Source organism: uncultured Shewanella sp. (assembly GCF_947501225.1).
GTDB lineage: Bacteria > Pseudomonadota > Gammaproteobacteria > Enterobacterales > Shewanellaceae > Shewanella.
Genome location: NZ_CANMUW010000001.1, coordinates 684,263 through 701,293, shown reverse-complemented (window position 1 = coordinate 701,293; position 17,031 = coordinate 684,263). Strand labels below are relative to the sequence as shown.

At 49.0% G+C, this 17,031-nt stretch carries 14 protein-coding genes; 12 read left to right on the top strand and 2 right to left on the bottom strand.

Features of this window, described 5'->3' with window-relative positions:
- Positions 1–63 precede the first annotated feature (63 nt).
- Both fadJ and fadI read right to left on the bottom strand, forming a co-directional pair.
- The gene (fadJ, locus tag Q1B47_RS02900) at positions 64–2,208 is read right to left on the bottom strand and encodes a fatty acid oxidation complex subunit alpha FadJ (protein ID WP_299788332.1); all 2,145 of its coding nucleotides are present in this window, start codon (positions 2,206–2,208) and stop codon (positions 64–66) included.
- Between the two features lie 5 nt (positions 2,209–2,213).
- Positions 2,214–3,524, bottom strand: coding sequence for an acetyl-CoA C-acyltransferase FadI (gene fadI, locus Q1B47_RS02895; protein WP_299788329.1), 1,311 nt, complete (start codon positions 3,522–3,524; stop codon positions 2,214–2,216).
- A 421-nt stretch (positions 3,525–3,945) separates the two neighbouring features.
- On the opposite strand from fadI, the gene Q1B47_RS02890 reads away from it, so the two are divergent.
- From Q1B47_RS02890 to Q1B47_RS02835, 12 genes are all read left to right on the top strand, one after another.
- Positions 3,946–4,902 (top strand): MoxR family ATPase, encoded by a 957-nt coding sequence (locus Q1B47_RS02890; RefSeq protein WP_299788326.1) that lies wholly within the window; start codon positions 3,946–3,948, stop codon positions 4,900–4,902.
- On the top strand, positions 4,903–5,832 hold the full coding sequence (locus Q1B47_RS02885) for a DUF58 domain-containing protein (protein WP_299788323.1): 930 nt from the start codon (positions 4,903–4,905) through the stop codon (positions 5,830–5,832).
- The gene (locus Q1B47_RS02880) at positions 5,832–6,347 is read left to right on the top strand and encodes a DUF4381 domain-containing protein (protein WP_299788320.1); all 516 of its coding nucleotides are present in this window, start codon (positions 5,832–5,834) and stop codon (positions 6,345–6,347) included. Before Q1B47_RS02885 ends, Q1B47_RS02880 begins: the two co-directional genes overlap by 1 nt.
- Positions 6,341–7,333, top strand: a complete 993-nt coding sequence (locus Q1B47_RS02875; protein ID WP_299788317.1) for a VWA domain-containing protein — start codon at positions 6,341–6,343, stop codon at positions 7,331–7,333. The genes Q1B47_RS02880 and Q1B47_RS02875 overlap by 7 nt, the downstream gene beginning before the upstream one ends.
- A 2-nt stretch (positions 7,334–7,335) precedes the next feature.
- The gene (locus tag Q1B47_RS02870; protein ID WP_299788314.1) at positions 7,336–9,315 is read left to right on the top strand and encodes a VWA domain-containing protein; all 1,980 of its coding nucleotides are present in this window, start codon (positions 7,336–7,338) and stop codon (positions 9,313–9,315) included.
- An 82-nt stretch (positions 9,316–9,397) separates the two neighbouring features.
- Positions 9,398–11,035 (top strand): BatD family protein, encoded by a 1,638-nt coding sequence (locus tag Q1B47_RS02865; protein ID WP_299788311.1) that lies wholly within the window; start codon positions 9,398–9,400, stop codon positions 11,033–11,035.
- 107 nt (positions 11,036–11,142) lie between these two features.
- Positions 11,143–11,706, top strand: coding sequence for a sigma-70 family RNA polymerase sigma factor (locus Q1B47_RS02860; RefSeq protein ID WP_299788308.1), 564 nt, complete (start codon positions 11,143–11,145; stop codon positions 11,704–11,706).
- Positions 11,699–12,406: a DUF3379 domain-containing protein gene (locus Q1B47_RS02855; protein ID WP_299788305.1), complete on the top strand. Its 708-nt coding sequence runs from the start codon at positions 11,699–11,701 to the stop codon at positions 12,404–12,406. Before Q1B47_RS02860 ends, Q1B47_RS02855 begins: the two co-directional genes overlap by 8 nt.
- A gap of 147 nt (positions 12,407–12,553) precedes the next feature.
- The gene (gene putP / locus Q1B47_RS02850; protein WP_299788302.1) at positions 12,554–14,005 is read left to right on the top strand and encodes a sodium/proline symporter PutP; all 1,452 of its coding nucleotides are present in this window, start codon (positions 12,554–12,556) and stop codon (positions 14,003–14,005) included.
- 369 nt (positions 14,006–14,374) lie between these two features.
- A complete protein-coding gene (locus tag Q1B47_RS02845; RefSeq protein ID WP_299788299.1) occupies positions 14,375–15,616 on the top strand; it encodes an outer membrane protein transport protein in 1,242 nt (413 codons plus the stop codon).
- A gap of 114 nt (positions 15,617–15,730) precedes the next feature.
- The gene (locus Q1B47_RS02840) at positions 15,731–16,114 is read left to right on the top strand and encodes a VOC family protein (protein WP_299788297.1); all 384 of its coding nucleotides are present in this window, start codon (positions 15,731–15,733) and stop codon (positions 16,112–16,114) included.
- An 88-nt stretch (positions 16,115–16,202) separates the two neighbouring features.
- The gene (locus Q1B47_RS02835; RefSeq protein ID WP_299788294.1) at positions 16,203–16,919 is read left to right on the top strand and encodes an SIMPL domain-containing protein; all 717 of its coding nucleotides are present in this window, start codon (positions 16,203–16,205) and stop codon (positions 16,917–16,919) included.
- Positions 16,920–17,031: the final 112 nt, after the last annotated feature.

Below are 17,031 nucleotides of genomic sequence, written 5' to 3'. Positions count from 1 at the left end.
TTCCGGACAAAAAAATGCGGCATAATGTTGCCGCATTGTTAACAAAACAACCAAACTTAAACTCTACTCAAAAAAGGTCTGCTCATTCTCGACCATCTCTTTCAGTCGCTCGCAAGGCTTAAATCTGTCGCCATATTTGGCCTGATAGTCCTCCAGCAATAACACCAGCTCCGACGCCCCCATCGAGTCAATATAGTGAAATGGACCACCGAGGAACGGCGGGAACCCTATCCCGAAGATAGCGCCGATATCACCATCGCGTGGCGAGGCGATAATCCCCTCCTCCAAGCAACGAACGGCTTCATTGAGCATCTGCACGACACAACGCTGTGCAACATCCTTAGCATCACTACTGCTGTCAGGTGTTGGTGTCAAACCAAGTACGCCATAGACAGATTCGTCCACCAACTTAGCTTTCTTCTTAAACCTTTGCTTAGCCTTGCTGCCATAGAGATAGAAACCTTTACCGTTCTTACGCCCTTTGCGGTCATCGGCCAGTAGTTTATTGAAGGCAGCGGGAGCTTTAAATCGTTCCCCCAGCTCTGACTCTAAGATGGGAGAAATTTTAGCACCGACATCGATCCCCACCTCATCGAGCAGGGTCATAGGCCCCACAGGGAAGCCAAATTTAACCAATGCCTTATCCAGATGCTCAACACTCTTACCTTCCAGCAGAAGCTCTGCCGCTTCATTCATATACAGGGCGAGAATGCGGTTAACATAGAAACCGGCTCCATCCTGAACCACGATTGGCGTCTTTCCCTGTTTACGGGCAAAGGCGACGGTTGTAGCTATGGTCTCGGCAGAGGTCTTCTCATGAGCAATAACCTCGACCAAAGGCATCTTCTCAACCGGAGAGAAATAGTGCAGGCCGATAACATTTTCCGGACGACTCGCAGCCTCGGCGATCTGCGATATTGGCAAGGATGAGGTGTTAGAGGCGAAGATGGTATTCTCGCCACACTCACGCTCAACATCTTTAACCATCTGATGCTTTAAGTTCAGATCTTCAAATACCGCTTCAACGACGATATCAGCATCTTTAATACCTTTATATTCAGTAGTTGTCGTCATCAGAGACATCAAGTTATCTCTTACCGCAGGGGTCATATGTCGGCGTTTAACCTTTTTATCCAATAGCTTATAGGCATAGGAGAGTGCGTTACTCAACCCCTTCTCACTAATATCCTTTACCCGGGCCGGGATCTTGGCTTTAGTGGTTGTCACAGATGCGATACCGCCCCCCATGAGTCCGCCTCCCAAAACCATGACTTTATGCACCTCTCTCGGCTCTACATCACCGGCACCGGTCTCCTTCTTCATCTCTGTGGTAGCGAAGAAGAGACTTCGCAGCGCTTCAGACTCCTTGGAAGCAACAAGCTCGGCAAAGTGGTTAGCCTCAACTTCGAGCCCCTTGGTGATCCCCTTTGCCATCCCCTGACGTACACAATCGATAATCTTCGCCGGAGCCGGGTAGTTTCCATGCGTCTTCTTCTCAACCTGTTTACCGGCTTGATCGAAGATTATATTACGCCCGGGCGGCGTCCCCTCTAAAATGCGGGTCACGAATGACTTTTTCACTTTCTTAGCGGAGCGCTTGCCCTTAAGCGCCATCTCTACCGCGGTTTCAAGCAAGATAGACTCGGGAACCATGTCGTCCACTAACCCCATCTTAAGTGCTTGCTTCGGGCGAAGATGCTTGCCCGTCAGCATCATATCCAGTGCGGCAGTGATGCCCACCAATCGAGGTAACCTTTGGGTTCCACCAGTGCCGGGCAGTAGCCCAAGTTGCACCTCCGGCACCCCCATCACGGTCTTACTATTGAGGCTACAAACCCTTTGATGACAAGCTAGTGCCAGCTCCAATCCACCGCCGAGACAGGCACCGTTGATAGCAGCAATAACCGGGATCTTCAAAGACTCGAGTTCATTGAAGACGACGTGTCCCTGCTGTGATAACTGCTTGGCATCGGCTGCCGACTGACAAGCATCGAGCATACTGATATCAGCCCCGGCGACGAAGGAGTCTTTCTTACCCGAGATAATGACCAGCCCTTTGATGCTGTTATCGGCTTTTATCTCTGCCAATACCTCATTAATTTCGGGGCCAAACTCGGCGCGCAGGGTGTTCATCGTCTCACCTGGAACATCCATAGTCAGGATTGCAATTCCATCTTCACGTCGCGTTAAATTAAAGGTCTTTTCCATGACGATTACTCCACTTCAACTATCATTGCCGCGCCTAAACCACCTGCTGCGCAGGCGGTCGTTAACCCGGTACCTCCGCCGCGACGTTTAAGCTCACGACACACCTGGGTGATTAATCGGGTACCTGTTGCCGCAAATGGGTGACCATAAGCGATAGAGCCGCCCAGAACATTAAATTTACTCATATCTATCTCGCCGATAGCCCGGTTACGACCCAGCTTTTCAGCTGCAAACTTCTTAGAGGCAAACATCTGCATATTGGCAAGCGTTTGCGCGGCGAAGGCTTCATGCATCTCTATCAGAGTCAGATCTTCAAGCTCCATTCCTGCCCGTTGGAGCGCTATTGGTGTCGCATAGGAGGGTCCCATTAACATATCCTCCCATACATCGATGGCACTGAATGCATAACTCTTAATATATCCGATAGGATCATAACCCATAGCCTTGGCACGGCTTTCACTCATCAACAACACGGCCGAAGCCCCATCGGTCAACGGTGTACTCGACGCGGCGGTGACAGTACCGTGCTTACGATCGAAGGCGGGTCTGAGTTTGGCGTATGACTCTATCGTTGAGTTCTCACGGATATTGTTATCACGATCGATAAAGGTCTTATAGGGCGGTACATGCGCCACCATAACCTCATCGGTCAGGTGGCCGGAGTTCCAGGTCTCAGTAGCCAAAGTATGTGAGCGGTGAGCCAATGCATCTTGATCGGCGCGGCTGATATTATAACTCTTCGCCATCTGCTCAGCGGTCTGGCCCATAGAGAGTCCGGTTGAAAACTCGGCAACAGCAGGTGGCACGGGCAACAGATCTTTCAGGCCTAATCGGCGGAAGATTGCCAACTTTTGTCCGAATGAACGAGCTTTATTAAGGTCAACCAGAGCGTGCGCTAACTTTTTTGACACTCCAATAGGTAACACCGAAGATGAATCGGCACCACCGGCAATACCGATCTCAATATTTCCCGTCATGATAGATTCGGCCACATTGACCGTGGATTGAAAACTGGTGGCACAGGCGCGGGTAACACTGTATGCATCTGTCGCTACATCCATCCCGGTTCCCAGAACTATCTCACGCGCAATATTGGGTGCGGCCGGCATCTGTACAACCTGACCATAAACCAGTTGTTCGATCTGTTTGGGATCCAATTCTGAGCGAGAGAGCATCTCGTTAACGACCATCTTGCCCATATCTAACGCCGATACGCCATGAAAAGCCGTGGCTTGTTTTGCAAAAGGAGTTCTTAATCCCGTTACAATTGCGATACGATCGCCTTTAGCATTCGTAACCTGTTGTCTATCACTCATTTGTCACCCTCTTATTATACGCCCCGCTCACTTTAGCAAGAGACGCTATTATTTCCTTTTTAGACGCTCGTTATTAATCAGTTTGACTGTACCACCAATAACAGGTCTGACCATTAAAGTGTGATCTGATTCTAACTTCTTATAGCCAAGTTTTAAACACTTGTTTGGTTTTTAGTCAAAATAAATCCAAAAACGCTTTGTGAACAATGTTTAATAAAGAATATTTTGATTTTTATCATAGTGTTTATGCATATTAAAAGGGAGCACTACGTAAATAGAACTGCAAAGAAACCAGAGATGAAGCCGTAAAATCTGCCAAATTGTCACCACAGATAAGCATTGACACTAGCCAAACCCTAACGGAATTTTTTACCATATCTATGGTCTATACAAAACTAATCAAAATTAACCGAGTTGCATCATGCCTTTAAGTCGATTTCACGCGTTACGCGAATACCTGAACAAGGTCATCTTAGGACAACCCGTCCTGACCGAAAACCTGTTAATAGCCTTAATTGCTGATGGTCACTTACTCGTAGAGGGACCACCAGGTCTGGCCAAGACCCGTGCAGTCAAAGCCCTGTGCGACGGTGTGGAAGGTGATTTTCATCGCATTCAATTTACTCCGGATCTATTACCTGCCGATCTCACGGGTACCGATATCTATCGTGCACAAACGGCCACCTTTGAATTTGAAGCGGGTCCGATTTTTCACAACCTTATTCTAGCCGATGAGATAAACCGTGCACCGGCAAAAGTTCAATCGGCACTGCTCGAAGCTATGGCGGAAGGTCAGGTTACCGTGGGTAAAAACAGCTATAAATTACCGGAACTGTTTCTGGTAATGGCAACTCAAAACCCACTTGAAAATGAGGGCACCTACCCTCTGCCTGAAGCACAGCTGGATCGTTTCCTGATGCACTTAAATCTCGATTACCCCAGTGCAGATACCGAGTTCGAGATCATGCGGATGTCACGTAAAGAGGCGCTCAAGCAGGAATCCCCTTCGGTCGAACCCATTATTCAAAAAGATATTTTTGAAGCACGGGATGAGTCCCTGGAGATCTATCTGGCAGAGCCATTGGAAAATTATATCGTCGATATTGTCATGGCCACCCGTCAACCCCAGCGCTACAGTGATGAACTGGCGAAGTGGCTCGAATATGGGGTCAGCCCCCGTGCAACACTCTCGCTGGAACGATGCGCCCGTGCACGAGCCTGGCTTAATGAGCGAGACTTTGTCTCCCCCGAAGATATTCAGGCTGTCGCGCCCAACGTGTTAAGACATCGCCTGCTTCTGAGTTACCAGGCACAGGCTGAAGGTGTGAGTCGCGATCAGGTTATCAGTCACATCCTTTCTCAAGTAGCGGTACCATAAATGGCTGATATAGCTCTGCCTCTTTTTGCCGATGGGGTAAATCTCACTCAAAAAGAGCTTTTAGCATGCCAGAATCTCGCCAGAGCACTTCCACAGAAGCGCTCTAAGGCTCGTGCGGCCCTTTCCGGCCACAGGGCCAGCCTGATAAAGGGCCGTGGTATGGAGTTTGCTGAGGTACGTCACTATCAACCAGGTGATGATGTCCGCACAATTGACTGGCGGGTAACGGCAAGAACCGGCAAGGCGCATACTAAGTTATTTGTCGAAGAGAGAGAGCGCCCTATCTTAATCCTTCTCGATCTCAGCCACAGCCTCTATTTTGGTTCAAGCCTACTGCTTCAATCGGTTCAGGCGGCTCACTTAGCCACCACGCTGGGCTGGAGTGCCATCCTTCACGGCGATAGGTTAGGTGCGCTCATTGCTACCGAGCAGGAACACCTGGAATTAAAACCCAGGAGTCGTCAGCAGGGGATTTTGCAACTGATATCGGGAATTGAATCCTTACATAAGAGACAGCTGAGTCAGCTATCTGAGCATAGTAGTGAACCTGAACACCTTTTCAGGGCCTGCCAACGCTTGAGACGTATAGCTAAGCCGGGCTCGTTAATCTGGATCATCAGTGATGGCACTAACTTTAATGATACCTGCCTTGCTCCACTGTCTGATCTTAAACGGCACTGCGACATGGGGGCGTTCTTAATCACCGACCCGCTCAGGCAGGGAACCCTGGCTCTGCCAAAACAGTTCCGACTACCGGTCAAAGAGGGAGATAAAGAGCTCACACTCAATCGTGCCGGCTATGAAGACTGGCTGAAGAAGCAGCGCCGCTCTCAAGCACAATTTACTGAAATGATGCAAAAACTTAACGTTCAGACCCGAATCTTAGATGCCGGAAACACGCTCAATAACCAGATCGAGGCATTAAGGTAATGGAAGCAAAGACAAACCCGGCATTGGCTTCCCTGAAAGATATTCAGCCCCCGGAGGTCATCACCTCATGGCCCATCGCCTATGGCTATTGGATACTACTGGCTCTGATAATCATCTCGATTATCGGCATACTCCTCTTCGTTAAGCGACAACGCCGCTTGTTGGCTCCTAAGCGTATCGTCATCGCCGAGCTCAAAGCTCTGGATCCAAACAGCTGTGATTTTTGCGTGCAGGTTAATACCTTAATCAAACGCGCTGCGATCAGCTATCTGCCCAGAGAGCAGATCGCCGGATTAGAGGGCAAGCAGTGGTATATCTGGATGGACTCTCAGGTTAAGCAAACCGCTGCCCCCCTTCACAGGTTGCTCGACAGACGTTATACCAGAGAAGGCTTAAGCGGTGATGAAGCGTTAAGTTTACAGTCACTGGCGCTTCAATGGTTTAAAGAGGCCTTACCCATTAAGCAAAGTACAGCCAGCGCTTTACGGCACAACAGGGAGGAGAGTCAATGCTAACTCTTCAATGGGCGTGGCTGCTGTTGTTATTACCGCTTCCCCTCATTTTTCGCAAGCAGCAGAGCGTCAATGAGGTAAGCGGACACCTGCATCTGCCCGGAGTCGCACAAAGTGGCGCTCAACAGATTGAACAAGACAATAGCTCACGTAAAGCGTACTGGCTTATCTGGGTGCTACTTGTCGTCGCTGTGGCTCGCCCCCTGTGGATGGGGGATCCCATAGAACTTCCGAGCAAAGGCAGAGATCTGATGATGGCCGTCGACCTGTCAGGCAGTATGCAGATAGAGGATATGGTGCTCGAAGGTAAGACGGTCGATCGCTTCACCATGATCCAGGCGGTTGTGAGTGATTTCATAGAACGTAGAAAAGGTGACAAATTAGGTTTGATTCTATTTGCCGACCACGCCTATCTGCAGGCCCCCCTCACTCAAGACAGACGCTCTGTGGCACAATTTTTAAATGAGGCACAAATAGGCCTGGTGGGTAAGCAAACCGCAATCGGAGAAGCTATCGCATTAGCCGTGAAACGTTTCGACATGGTCGATGAGAGTAATCGAATATTAATTTTGCTCACCGACGGTTCAAACAACTCAGGCTCAATTTCACCGGAGCAAGCCGCTGCGATAGCAGCGAAACGAGGTGTAAGAATCTACACAATCGGTGTTGGCGCCGAAGTGATGGAGAGGCGAACCCTGTTTGGTAAAGAGAGAGTCAACCCCTCTATGGATCTCGATGAGGCTCAGCTGACATCCCTGGCCGACACGACAGGCGGTCGATACTTTCGGGCCAGAAACTCTCAAGAGTTGGAATCGATATATCAGGAGATAGATAAACTCGAACCTATCAGTCGGGATCAACTCAGTTACCGACCTCAATCGGAACTGTTTTATCTCCCGCTTGGCGCGGCTTTGCTCATCAGTGTCTTAATTGCATTATCTCAGCTGGCGCTCTTTAAACGCCTCAGCAGCAAGTGGGGTAGAAACTAAACATGATACACTTTTTACGCCCGGAATGGTTTCTTGCCCTGCTGCCGTTACTACTGCTCATCTGGCTATTGTGGCGAACGGAGCAGGCCAACTCCTCCTGGAGCCGATATATCTCAGCACATCTGGCTGAGCTACTGGTAGCAAAAACAAAGGCTGCTAAGCGCCCCTCACTCCGTTATCTGGCTATAAGCTGGGTGATAGCCGTGTTTGCCCTTGCCGGCCCGGCATTTACCAAGCAGTCACTGCCGGTGTTTGAAGCCGCTCAGGGGCGGGTCATCGTCATGGATATGTCACTCTCTATGTTCGCCACGGATCAGGCTCCCAACCGCCTGGCCCAAGCCAAGTTCAAGGCAACCGATCTGATAGGTGAGCTCACCGAGGGAGAGACTGGACTAGTGGCTTACGCCGGCGATGCCTATACCATAAGCCCGCTCACCCGTGACAGAGCCACCCTGTTAAACCTGTTACCAACTCTATCGCCGGATATCATGCCATCAAGAGGCTCTAACCTGGTTAACGCACTCGAGCAGAGTAAAAACCTGCTCGCCCAAGGCGGACATATTCGCGGTGATATCGTACTGCTGGCTGATGGCGTCTCCCCCAGGCAGGTTAAAGATGCAAAAAAAATCCTCAAAGGTACTCAATACCGACTGGGGATCCTGGCACTCGGCAGCGAACAGGGCTCCCCTATACGCCTTCCGGATGGACAGTTACTGCGAGATAACGCAGATCAAGTCGTCGTAGCCAAGACAAACTACGCCGAGCTCAATGAGCTTGCCATGGGTAACGACGGCATACTGGTTCCCTATCGCGCCGATGGAGAGGATCTACAACGACTCCTTACCTGGCTCTCCAGTACCGGCGAAACCAAAGCCACCGAACTCGATGGAGAGATCTGGCAAGATGCGGGACCATTCATTGCGTTATTGCTGCTGTTCCCCGTGCTGTTAAGCTTCAGACATGGTTTAGCTTGTTTCGCTCTGGTCTGTCTGGTCTATCAACCGGCCCCCGTATCCGCGTCAGCCTGGGACGATGCCTGGCAAACCAGAGATCAGCAAGGGATGCAGGCCTACCGGGCACAGGATTATCAGGCAGCCTCCGAAAAATTCAGTGACCCTCAATGGCAAGCCAGCGCGCTGTATAAGGCGGGCAGTTATGATGATGCCCTGAGGCTGTTTGAGCAGGATAACAGCGCAGCAGGGCTTTACAATCAAGGCAATACCTTGATGCAGCAAGGCAAGTATGACGAGGCCATCGAGCGATATGAGAGTGCAATCAAGAAAGATCCCGGGCTCAGCGATGCTGAGGATAATCTGGAGTTAGCTAAAAAATTAGCTGAGCAGAAGCAGGAATCCTCAGAGCAGAATAATGACTCGGGTCAGGGAGATAACTCTGAAAGAGACAAGAACTCAGATGATGAGAAGCAATCTGAGCAGGAGCAAGGTTCAGATAAGAGTGAGGGCTCCGAAAATAGTGATAACTCTCAGCAACAGAAGGGGGATAAGTCTGAACAAGAGCAAAACTCTGCATCAGGTGACGATTCCGAACAGAGCAACGGAGCTCAAGATGAGCAGGAGACTAAACAAAATCCGAATCCTGAATCCTCACAACAAGACCCGGCCTCCTCTTCACAAGAGAACAGTAACGATGCCGAAATGCAGGCCGATCCCAACGAGCAGCAACCCGATGTTCCTCAGTTAGATCAGTCTCAGCAAGCTTCAGCCGAAGATAAAGAAAATGTCGAGCCACAACCCGCTGAAGCTGCTCAACCACAGGAGGCAGACGGAGATACACAGGCCCCCTCCTCCGCTCAAGGTGCTGCTCAACAGGTGCAAACTCCGGATCAGCTCCCCCCTGAGATGGAGCGTGCGCTGAGGGCATTAGCCGATGACCCTCAGGTCTTGTTGCGTAATAAGATGCAACTCGAGTACCAAAAACGTCGCCGACAAGGCATAGCCGCCCAGGAGCAGGAACAATGGTAACAAGCACCTTAAGCCGGCTCATTCCAGCACCGGGCTGTCAGAACGTGGATAAGCACAATTTTTCTTCAAAGGATCACAAACAGTGGTAATACGACAACTCTTTCTTGCGGCGCTACTCGCGCTATCGGTGTCATCTCCAAGCTTTGCCATAGGCAAAATTGAAACCTCTGTAGATAGAAACCCAGCGGTGGAAGGTGAGTACCTTGTAATGACAGTCAATGCCGATGACGATGTCAGCACAGGAAAGCTCGATACCTCTGCCCTGCTTCGCGACTTTATCGTAGGCAGAACCAGTGTGAGTCGCAGCACACAGATCATCAATTTCGATGCTCAAAAACTGACACGTTGGCAGATACTTCTTGCGCCAAAACACGCCGGGAACATTCAAATTCCCGCGCTCACCATAGATGGAGTCAGCTCAGAGCCCATTGACTTAACTGTAATGCCCGCGGGTAGCCAAACTGAACAGATGAAAAACCTGTTTATTCGAACCAGCCTGTCTACCGAAGAGGCCTATGTCGGACAACTGATAACCTACAAAGTTAAGCTGTTTCTCGCGGTAGATCTGCAACGGGGTGTGTTGAGTGCGCCGGCTATTGACGGTGCGCAGATAAAACAACTCGGTGACGACCTGGACACAACGGAGATAGTCAATGGCCGTCGTTACAGGGTCATCGAAAGAACCTATGGCATTATTGCCGATCAGGTCGGTGAATTAACCATCGAAGGTGCCAACTTTTCCGGTGATGTCTTAGTTCAGGCATCGAGACGGGGCGGAATGTTTTCATTCAATGAAAGCAAGCCTATGCAGGCCAAAGCGGGGAAATCTGTGATTTTAATAAATCCGGTACCCAATGAGTTTCATGGAGAGTGGTTAGTCTCAGACCTTGTCGCATTAAATGAGCAGTGGACACAAGAAGACAGCTACCCGCTGGGATCCCCCATCACACGTACGATCACACTCCTGGCGGCAAATACCGACGAGACCAGCCTTCCGGATCTTGATATCAAGCTACCGCCGGAATTAAAAGTCTACCCGGAAAAGGGACAACGAAAATCATTCGTGCGCGATAAACAAATTGTCTCCCAGCTGACTCAGACTCTGGCCATAGTACCGACTAAAGTTGGCAGCTACACACTGCCTGAAATAACTATCCCATGGTGGAACCCTCACACTAAGCAGCAAGAGGTAGCTAAGCTTCCTGCCCGAACCATACAGGTCACCGCCAGTGAAAATGCGGATAAGGAGCTAACCGGCATCCCCCTTGAAACGAACCAGCCCACCACCTCTGGCATATGGCCATGGATGACACTGGTATTTGCGCTACTTTGGCTGGTAACACTGATAATGTGGCGTCGAGCCCTTAGTCAAAACAAGGCTATGAGTCACACCGGCTCTGAACAAACAAGCTCGACGGCCAGACAAGCTTCTACAGCCTATGAGCGTCTTGTCGCGTCCTGTGAAGAGCGCAACGCCGGCAAGGTGCTCTCGGCTCTTCAAAGCTATTTCAACGAGAAATATGGAAGAGCCATGACGCTCAGTGACATATCACAGCTTTCAAGCGCGCTAAACACTGGAGTATCTGCTCTACAGGCTTGCGCTTTTGGTCGACAGCAAACCGAGCTTGACTTCACTGTTATCTTAGATGCGGTTAAATCTGTCCCCTCACAGTCAGCAGAGGAGACCAGCTCGGCTCTTGCAGAGCTCAACCCCAGATAAATATCCCTTTCTCAAGCTATGGCAGGAAGTTAACGTGTTATTAACTTCTTGCCATTCAGCTCAAGCAGGTTAAGCTAGCGGGTATTGTTGGATCACAGATTTCAAAAATGTTCAGTCGCTCGCGAAATAAAAAGTCCGGTTCCACGGTCAATTCAGACATGCTAAGTAAACAACGACGATACGATAGCCTTGTCAGGGCACTCCATGCAGACATATTCCGTTATGCCTACTGGCTTAGCGGCGATAAACATGTTGCGGAAGATATCACTCAGGAAACGTTCCTCAGAGCGTGGCGTTCACTCGAGTCATTGAAGGACGATAAGGCAGCCAAAGCCTGGCTTATCACCATTTTGAGACGAGAAAATGCACGCAGATTTGAACGTAAGCAGTTCAATTACTCTGATGTAGAGCAGGAGCATCTCGAAGATGTGTTCTCCAGCAGCTCCGAAGACAAAACTGACCAGCACTTAATCCGTAGGCAGATTGGCAAATTAGAACTTGAATATCGTGAACCACTACTTTTGCAGGTCATCGGCGGTTTTAGCGGCGAAGAGATAGCGACGATTTTAGATTTGAACAGAAATACAGTGATGACCAGACTCTTTCGTGCGCGGAACCAGTTAAAAGATGTTATTGAACAACCAAAAGCAAGAGGTCAATCCAATGGATGAGCTTAAATTTAGAAGACAGGCCTACGGAGAACCCAACTGTCAAGATGAGGACTTTCTCTCTGCGATGCTCGATTCCCCCGAGCGAGAGTCCTTTGTCAACGATCTGAAAAAGCTCGATAGCAAAATCGAAAGAGCACTGAAAGTCGATGTTCCCGATGACCTGGCAGCTAAATTACTCTTAAACCAACAACTTCATCAACATCAGGCTCAACGTCGTAAATCAGGCTTTATGCTGGCTCTTGTTGCCTCAGTGGCATTTATCGCCGGCGTCAGTTTCACCCTGCTAAGGATGGCCCCTGTCGATCTGGGTGAACATGCCCTTGCTCATGTTTATCATGAAACCATGGCACTGACCGTCGATGATAATATCGGTGTGGATGAAGTAAACTTTCAACTGGCGGCCATGGGCACGCTTGGAGACGCCAAGTTTGTCAAGCAACCCGGTAGGGTCTTTTACAGTACAGACTGTGACTTCCAGGGCGTGAAAAGCCTGCACTTAGTCATGCAGGGGGAACACGGCGGTAAGGTGACCCTGTTTATAGTACCGCTGGAAGACCGCATGGTATTAGATGAAGCATTTGCAGATAATAACTACATAGGTAAAGGTTTTGCCACAGATAAAGCTTATATGCTTCTGGTCGGTGAAGATACCGCAGACCTTGGTTACGTAAAGGAAGAGATCAAACAGACCTTTATATAAGCAACTTTGCTCCATGTACACTCTGTGGTGAAACTATCGCCACAGAGTCAAACATTCATCACACTCCCCAACAATATTGAGCTTCATATCAAACATCTGCTAGCATAGCTCCCCCGCATTTAAAAAATTAGCAAAAATGGCACAAGCATGAGCATTGAACTACCGATCTTAATTACCTTCATCGGCTATCTGGCCCTAATGATGGGGATAGGACTATGGGCCTATAAAGCAACTGACTCTGTCGATGACTATATTCTCGGTGGCAGAGGCATGGGCCCAGCCGTGACGGCACTCAGTGTCGGCGCTTCAGACATGTCAGGTTGGCTTCTGCTGGGTCTCCCCGGAGCAGTATACCTTGGTGGCCTTGGCGAAGCTTGGATCGGTATAGGTTTAGTTTTTGGTGCCTGGCTGAACTGGCTCTTCGTGGCTAAACGTCTGCGTATCTACACCGAATTTACCGATAATGCGCTTACTCTACCGGACTTTTTCGAGAAGCGCTTCGAAGATAAACATGGCCTGCTGAAACTTGTTTCTGCGGTCACTATCTTACTATTCTTCACCTTTTATGCTTCATCGGGCATGGTCGGTGGCGCGATTCTATTCGAAAAAGTATTCGGATTAGATTACACATTAGCACTCATTATCGGCTCAACTATCATTGTCGCATACACCTTTGTCGGTGGCTTCTTTGCAGTAAGTTGGACCGACTTTTTTCAGGGCTGCTTAATGCTCATCGCGTTGCTGATTGTGCCGGTCGCCATCTTCTCTCAACCTGAGACACAAAATGGTATCGATACGCTGGATCCCGCCATGTTGTCTATGTTCCATGAAAGTACCACGCTGATAGGTCTCGTATCCCTGCTGGCCTGGGGGCTTGGTTATTTTGGTCAACCACACATTCTGTCTCGCTTCATGGCGATCGGCAGTGCCGATGATATTGCGATATCCCGCCGCATCGCGATGAGCTGGATGATTGTTGCACTTATCGGTGCTCTAGCCACAGGCCTCGCCGGTACCCTCTACTTTGCCAATGAGCCGCTGGCCAATCCCGAAACTGTGTTTATTCATCTGGCTCATGCCGCCTTTAATCCCTGGATTGGCGGCCTGCTGATTGCCGCAATTCTATCTGCCATCATGAGCACCATCGACTCCCAGCTTCTGGTATGCTCCAGCGTCATCACCGAAGACTTCTATAAGAAGTGGTTACGACCCGAGGCTACGAGTAAAGAGTTGATGCTGGTCGGTCGAATCGGCGTACTCACTATCGCACTCATAGCAGGTATTGTAGCCTTGAATCCGGAAAGTAGCGTGCTCGGGCTTGTCAGCTATGCCTGGGCTGGTTTCGGTGCAGCATTTGGTCCGGTAGTCATATTATCCCTTTTCTGGAAAGGCTATAGCCGCAACGGCGCCGTGGCAACGATTATCGTAGGTGCTTTGACCGTTGTTGTCTGGAAGCAGATATCGGGTGGAATTTTCGAGCTATATGAGATCTTACCCGGATTTGTTTTCGCAACATTCACCGGGGTAATCGTCAGTAAGATATCGGCTCCAAACGATGTGATAAAGGCACAGTTTAGAGTATTTACTTCAAAGTTATAAGCTGTAAAAATAAGGCTTTCAGAACAGCGAAAACAAAAATAGCGTACACGCGTACGCTATTTTTTCAGCTCTTTTTATTTTTTATTAACGGCGGGATTTTACATAGTGTTAACCTTTCCCTGAATACCGCTAATCCCTTAATCTTACTGTGGATAGGCGCTTGAGCAAGGCATTCAGAACCAGCCAAAAAATCTCTATTTCAAACCTCTTTTTTATTAACATTTTAGCAACTAAAACAACATCTGGTCGGAGTTGTTGGCAAGCTAATGCATCCCTAAGATGCACTGGTCTAATAAGTGGATCCTGCAGCTAACTCAATTTGTTAGCCCCAAAAAAAGTGGGACCGTTAAAATAAAAGAGAAGATAAAGATGAAGTACTTCAACAAGACAATATTAGCCGTTGCCGTGACACTTGCGAGCTCACAAGCTATGGCAGCAGGATTCCAACTAAACAGTCAATCGGCTACCGGACTAGGCCGCGCCTTTGCCGGTGATGCTGTTATTGCCGATAATGCTTCGGCCATGGCACGAAACCCGGCCGCAATGGCATTGTTTGATAGCACGGCTATCAGCTTAGGTATGACCTACATAGATACCGATGTCAGCTTATCCGACGCTCAATACTCTCTGGCACCTCTAGGGAGTTCTAACCCACAAGCCATTCCGGATGTTTCTGATATTGGTGGTGCCAGCCTGGTTCCTAATATCTTCATCGTTCATCCTCTCAATGACAAGTGGGCAATCGGTTTCGGCGCCTACTCTAATTTCGGAACGACCACTGAGTATGCCGATGACTTTGCTGCCGATATCTTTGGCGGTCAGACCAAGGTTCGTAGCGTGAACATTCAAGGTAGCGTCTCTTACCGTATCAATGAACAGTTCAGTGTAGGTGCGGGCCTGGATGTGATCTCAGGCACCGGCGACCTTAAGCGTAAGTTCCATGGAAACACTATGCTGGATGTCAGCGCCGAAGGCTATGGCCTGGGGTGGCATGTAGGTGCAGTTTACGAAGTAAACGATAACCACAGATTTGGTTTAAGCTACCGCTACAGCCCGACCATCGAAGCCGATGGTGACTTTCAGTACCTGGGTCAAAGCGCTGCGGATGACACCTTACACCTGCCACTGCCAGCAATGGCAGAGTTCTCAGGCTTTCATCAGTTGACCAATCAATTTGCCCTTCACTACTCAGCCCAGTTTATCCAGTGGAGCGCCTTCGATACCTTAGATACTGATGCATTCGGGACAATCAAAGAGTATAACTGGCGTGATACATGGCACCTCTCTTTAGGTGGAACCTATGACATCGACGACAGCTGGAGTATCCGCGCCGGTTACATGTACGACATGGGTGCCGTCGATGAGATCAAGTCTATCGCGATTCCTGACTCCAACCGTCAATGGTTCTCTGCTGGCCTGAGCTACAACATGAGTAAGCACTCAGTGATCGATTTTGGTATCACTTACCTCATGGGTGAAGATGTTGCAGTAACAGAGACACAGCTGCTGCCACCTCTGGACGGCGGACAACTTCCTTGGGTTGCACAAGTCAATGGTACAACACGTGCAAACGCCGTATTATATGGTGTTCAGTACAGCTACAAGTTCTAAATCCGGACTTTAATTAAGCCTGAAATAAAAAGCCGCAGTCAAGATGCGGCTTTTTTGTACTTTCCCGAAATGTTTCCTACAGTTAGTCATATAACACATCAGACAAGAAACGATATGGCCAGAGTCGTAGGATTGGGTGGTATATTCTTCAAGAGTGACGATCCCCAAGCATTAGCAAGTTGGTACAAAGAACACCTGCAGCTTCCTGTTGAACCCTGGGGAGGAGCCGCTTTCTATTTAGATAACCTCTCCCCTTTCTCCCGCAACGGCTACAGTGTCTGGTCACCCATAGAAAATGGTAACGACTACCTTTCTCCCTCAGAAAAACACTTCATGTTCAATCTCATTGTCGATGATCTCGATGAAGCTCTGGATCAAGTTCATACCGGCGGCGCCGAAGTCATCAGTGTGACCGAAGAGTCTGAATTTGGTCGATTCGGCTGGTTTATCGACCCTGACGGTAATAAAGTTGAACTCTGGCAACCCATACTCGCCTGATATAACCAACAGTGACAGGTTTAATCGTAGACCTTGGCGAGAAAAGGGGTAATATGTCGGGACAACCCCGTTTTCTCGAAAATTTATCATGCAAAAAAACAATCAAATCGCGGCTTTTATATTAGGGGGATTTCTCTGCCTGGGTCTCATTCTTCTCGGTAACACAGTAGGTCAGAGCCTTCTCAAGATGAAGTCTATGGAGCGCACCGTCACCGTAAAAGGGCTTGCCGAACAGGAAGTTAAAGCCAACATCGCCATCTGGCCAATTAGATTTACCGAAGTCGATAATAACCTGAACACCCTATATCAAACCGTTCAGGAGAAAACGGATAAGGTCGTACTCTTTCTGACCAAGCAGGGCTTTAAAGCCGATGAGATCTCAACCTCGCTCCCCTCAATCGAAGACAGGCAGGCTCAAGGTTATGTCGATCCGAATGTAAAGTACCGCTACGCCGCCAAGGTCACGATCTCACTCTACACTAAACAGGTCGACCTACTACTGAACAGCCGCACTAAATTAATTGAGTTGGCTAAAGACGGGATTGCAATATCCGATCAGGACTACAACAGCCGGACCGAGTTTCTGTTTACCGAACTCAACAGCGTGAAACCCGATATGGTCCAAGCCGCCACACAAAATGCACGTAAAGTCGCAGATAAATTTGCCAAAGACTCCAACTCGACACTGGGGAAGATAAAGAATGCCTCACAGGGTCAGTTCAGTATTACCGACCGGGACAGCAATACCCCCTTCATCAAAAGAGTACGGGTTGTATCAACATTGACCTACTATTTAAGTGACTGAGTCCTACCCAACCGAATGAGGAGTCACCGACTCCTTTTTTTGTCACTGAATTATTCCATTATTTTTTTCTAATTTAAAGGTTGCATCATAAAACACCATCCATTAGAATAAT

What these genes read in the sequence shown, in the direction of transcription:
- fadJ (WP_299788332.1), bottom strand. Translation starts at nt 2,208, where the DNA reads ATGGAAAAGACCTTTAATTTAACGCGACGTGAAGATGGAATTGCAATC.
- fadI (WP_299788329.1), bottom strand. Translation starts at nt 3,524, where the DNA reads ATGAGTGATAGACAACAGGTTACGAATGCTAAAGGCGATCGTATCGCA.
- Q1B47_RS02890 (WP_299788326.1), top strand. Translation starts at nt 3,946, where the DNA reads ATGCCTTTAAGTCGATTTCACGCGTTACGCGAATACCTGAACAAGGTC.
- Q1B47_RS02885 (WP_299788323.1), top strand. Translation starts at nt 4,903, where the DNA reads ATGGCTGATATAGCTCTGCCTCTTTTTGCCGATGGGGTAAATCTCACT.
- Q1B47_RS02880 (WP_299788320.1), top strand. Translation starts at nt 5,832, where the DNA reads ATGGAAGCAAAGACAAACCCGGCATTGGCTTCCCTGAAAGATATTCAG.
- Q1B47_RS02875 (WP_299788317.1), top strand. Translation starts at nt 6,341, where the DNA reads ATGCTAACTCTTCAATGGGCGTGGCTGCTGTTGTTATTACCGCTTCCC.
- Q1B47_RS02870 (WP_299788314.1), top strand. Translation starts at nt 7,336, where the DNA reads ATGATACACTTTTTACGCCCGGAATGGTTTCTTGCCCTGCTGCCGTTA.
- Q1B47_RS02860 (WP_299788308.1), top strand. Translation starts at nt 11,143, where the DNA reads ATGTTCAGTCGCTCGCGAAATAAAAAGTCCGGTTCCACGGTCAATTCA.
- Q1B47_RS02855 (WP_299788305.1), top strand. Translation starts at nt 11,699, where the DNA reads ATGGATGAGCTTAAATTTAGAAGACAGGCCTACGGAGAACCCAACTGT.
- putP (WP_299788302.1), top strand. Translation starts at nt 12,554, where the DNA reads ATGAGCATTGAACTACCGATCTTAATTACCTTCATCGGCTATCTGGCC.
- Q1B47_RS02845 (WP_299788299.1), top strand. Translation starts at nt 14,375, where the DNA reads ATGAAGTACTTCAACAAGACAATATTAGCCGTTGCCGTGACACTTGCG.
- Q1B47_RS02840 (WP_299788297.1), top strand. Translation starts at nt 15,731, where the DNA reads ATGGCCAGAGTCGTAGGATTGGGTGGTATATTCTTCAAGAGTGACGAT.
- Q1B47_RS02835 (WP_299788294.1), top strand. Translation starts at nt 16,203, where the DNA reads ATGCAAAAAAACAATCAAATCGCGGCTTTTATATTAGGGGGATTTCTC.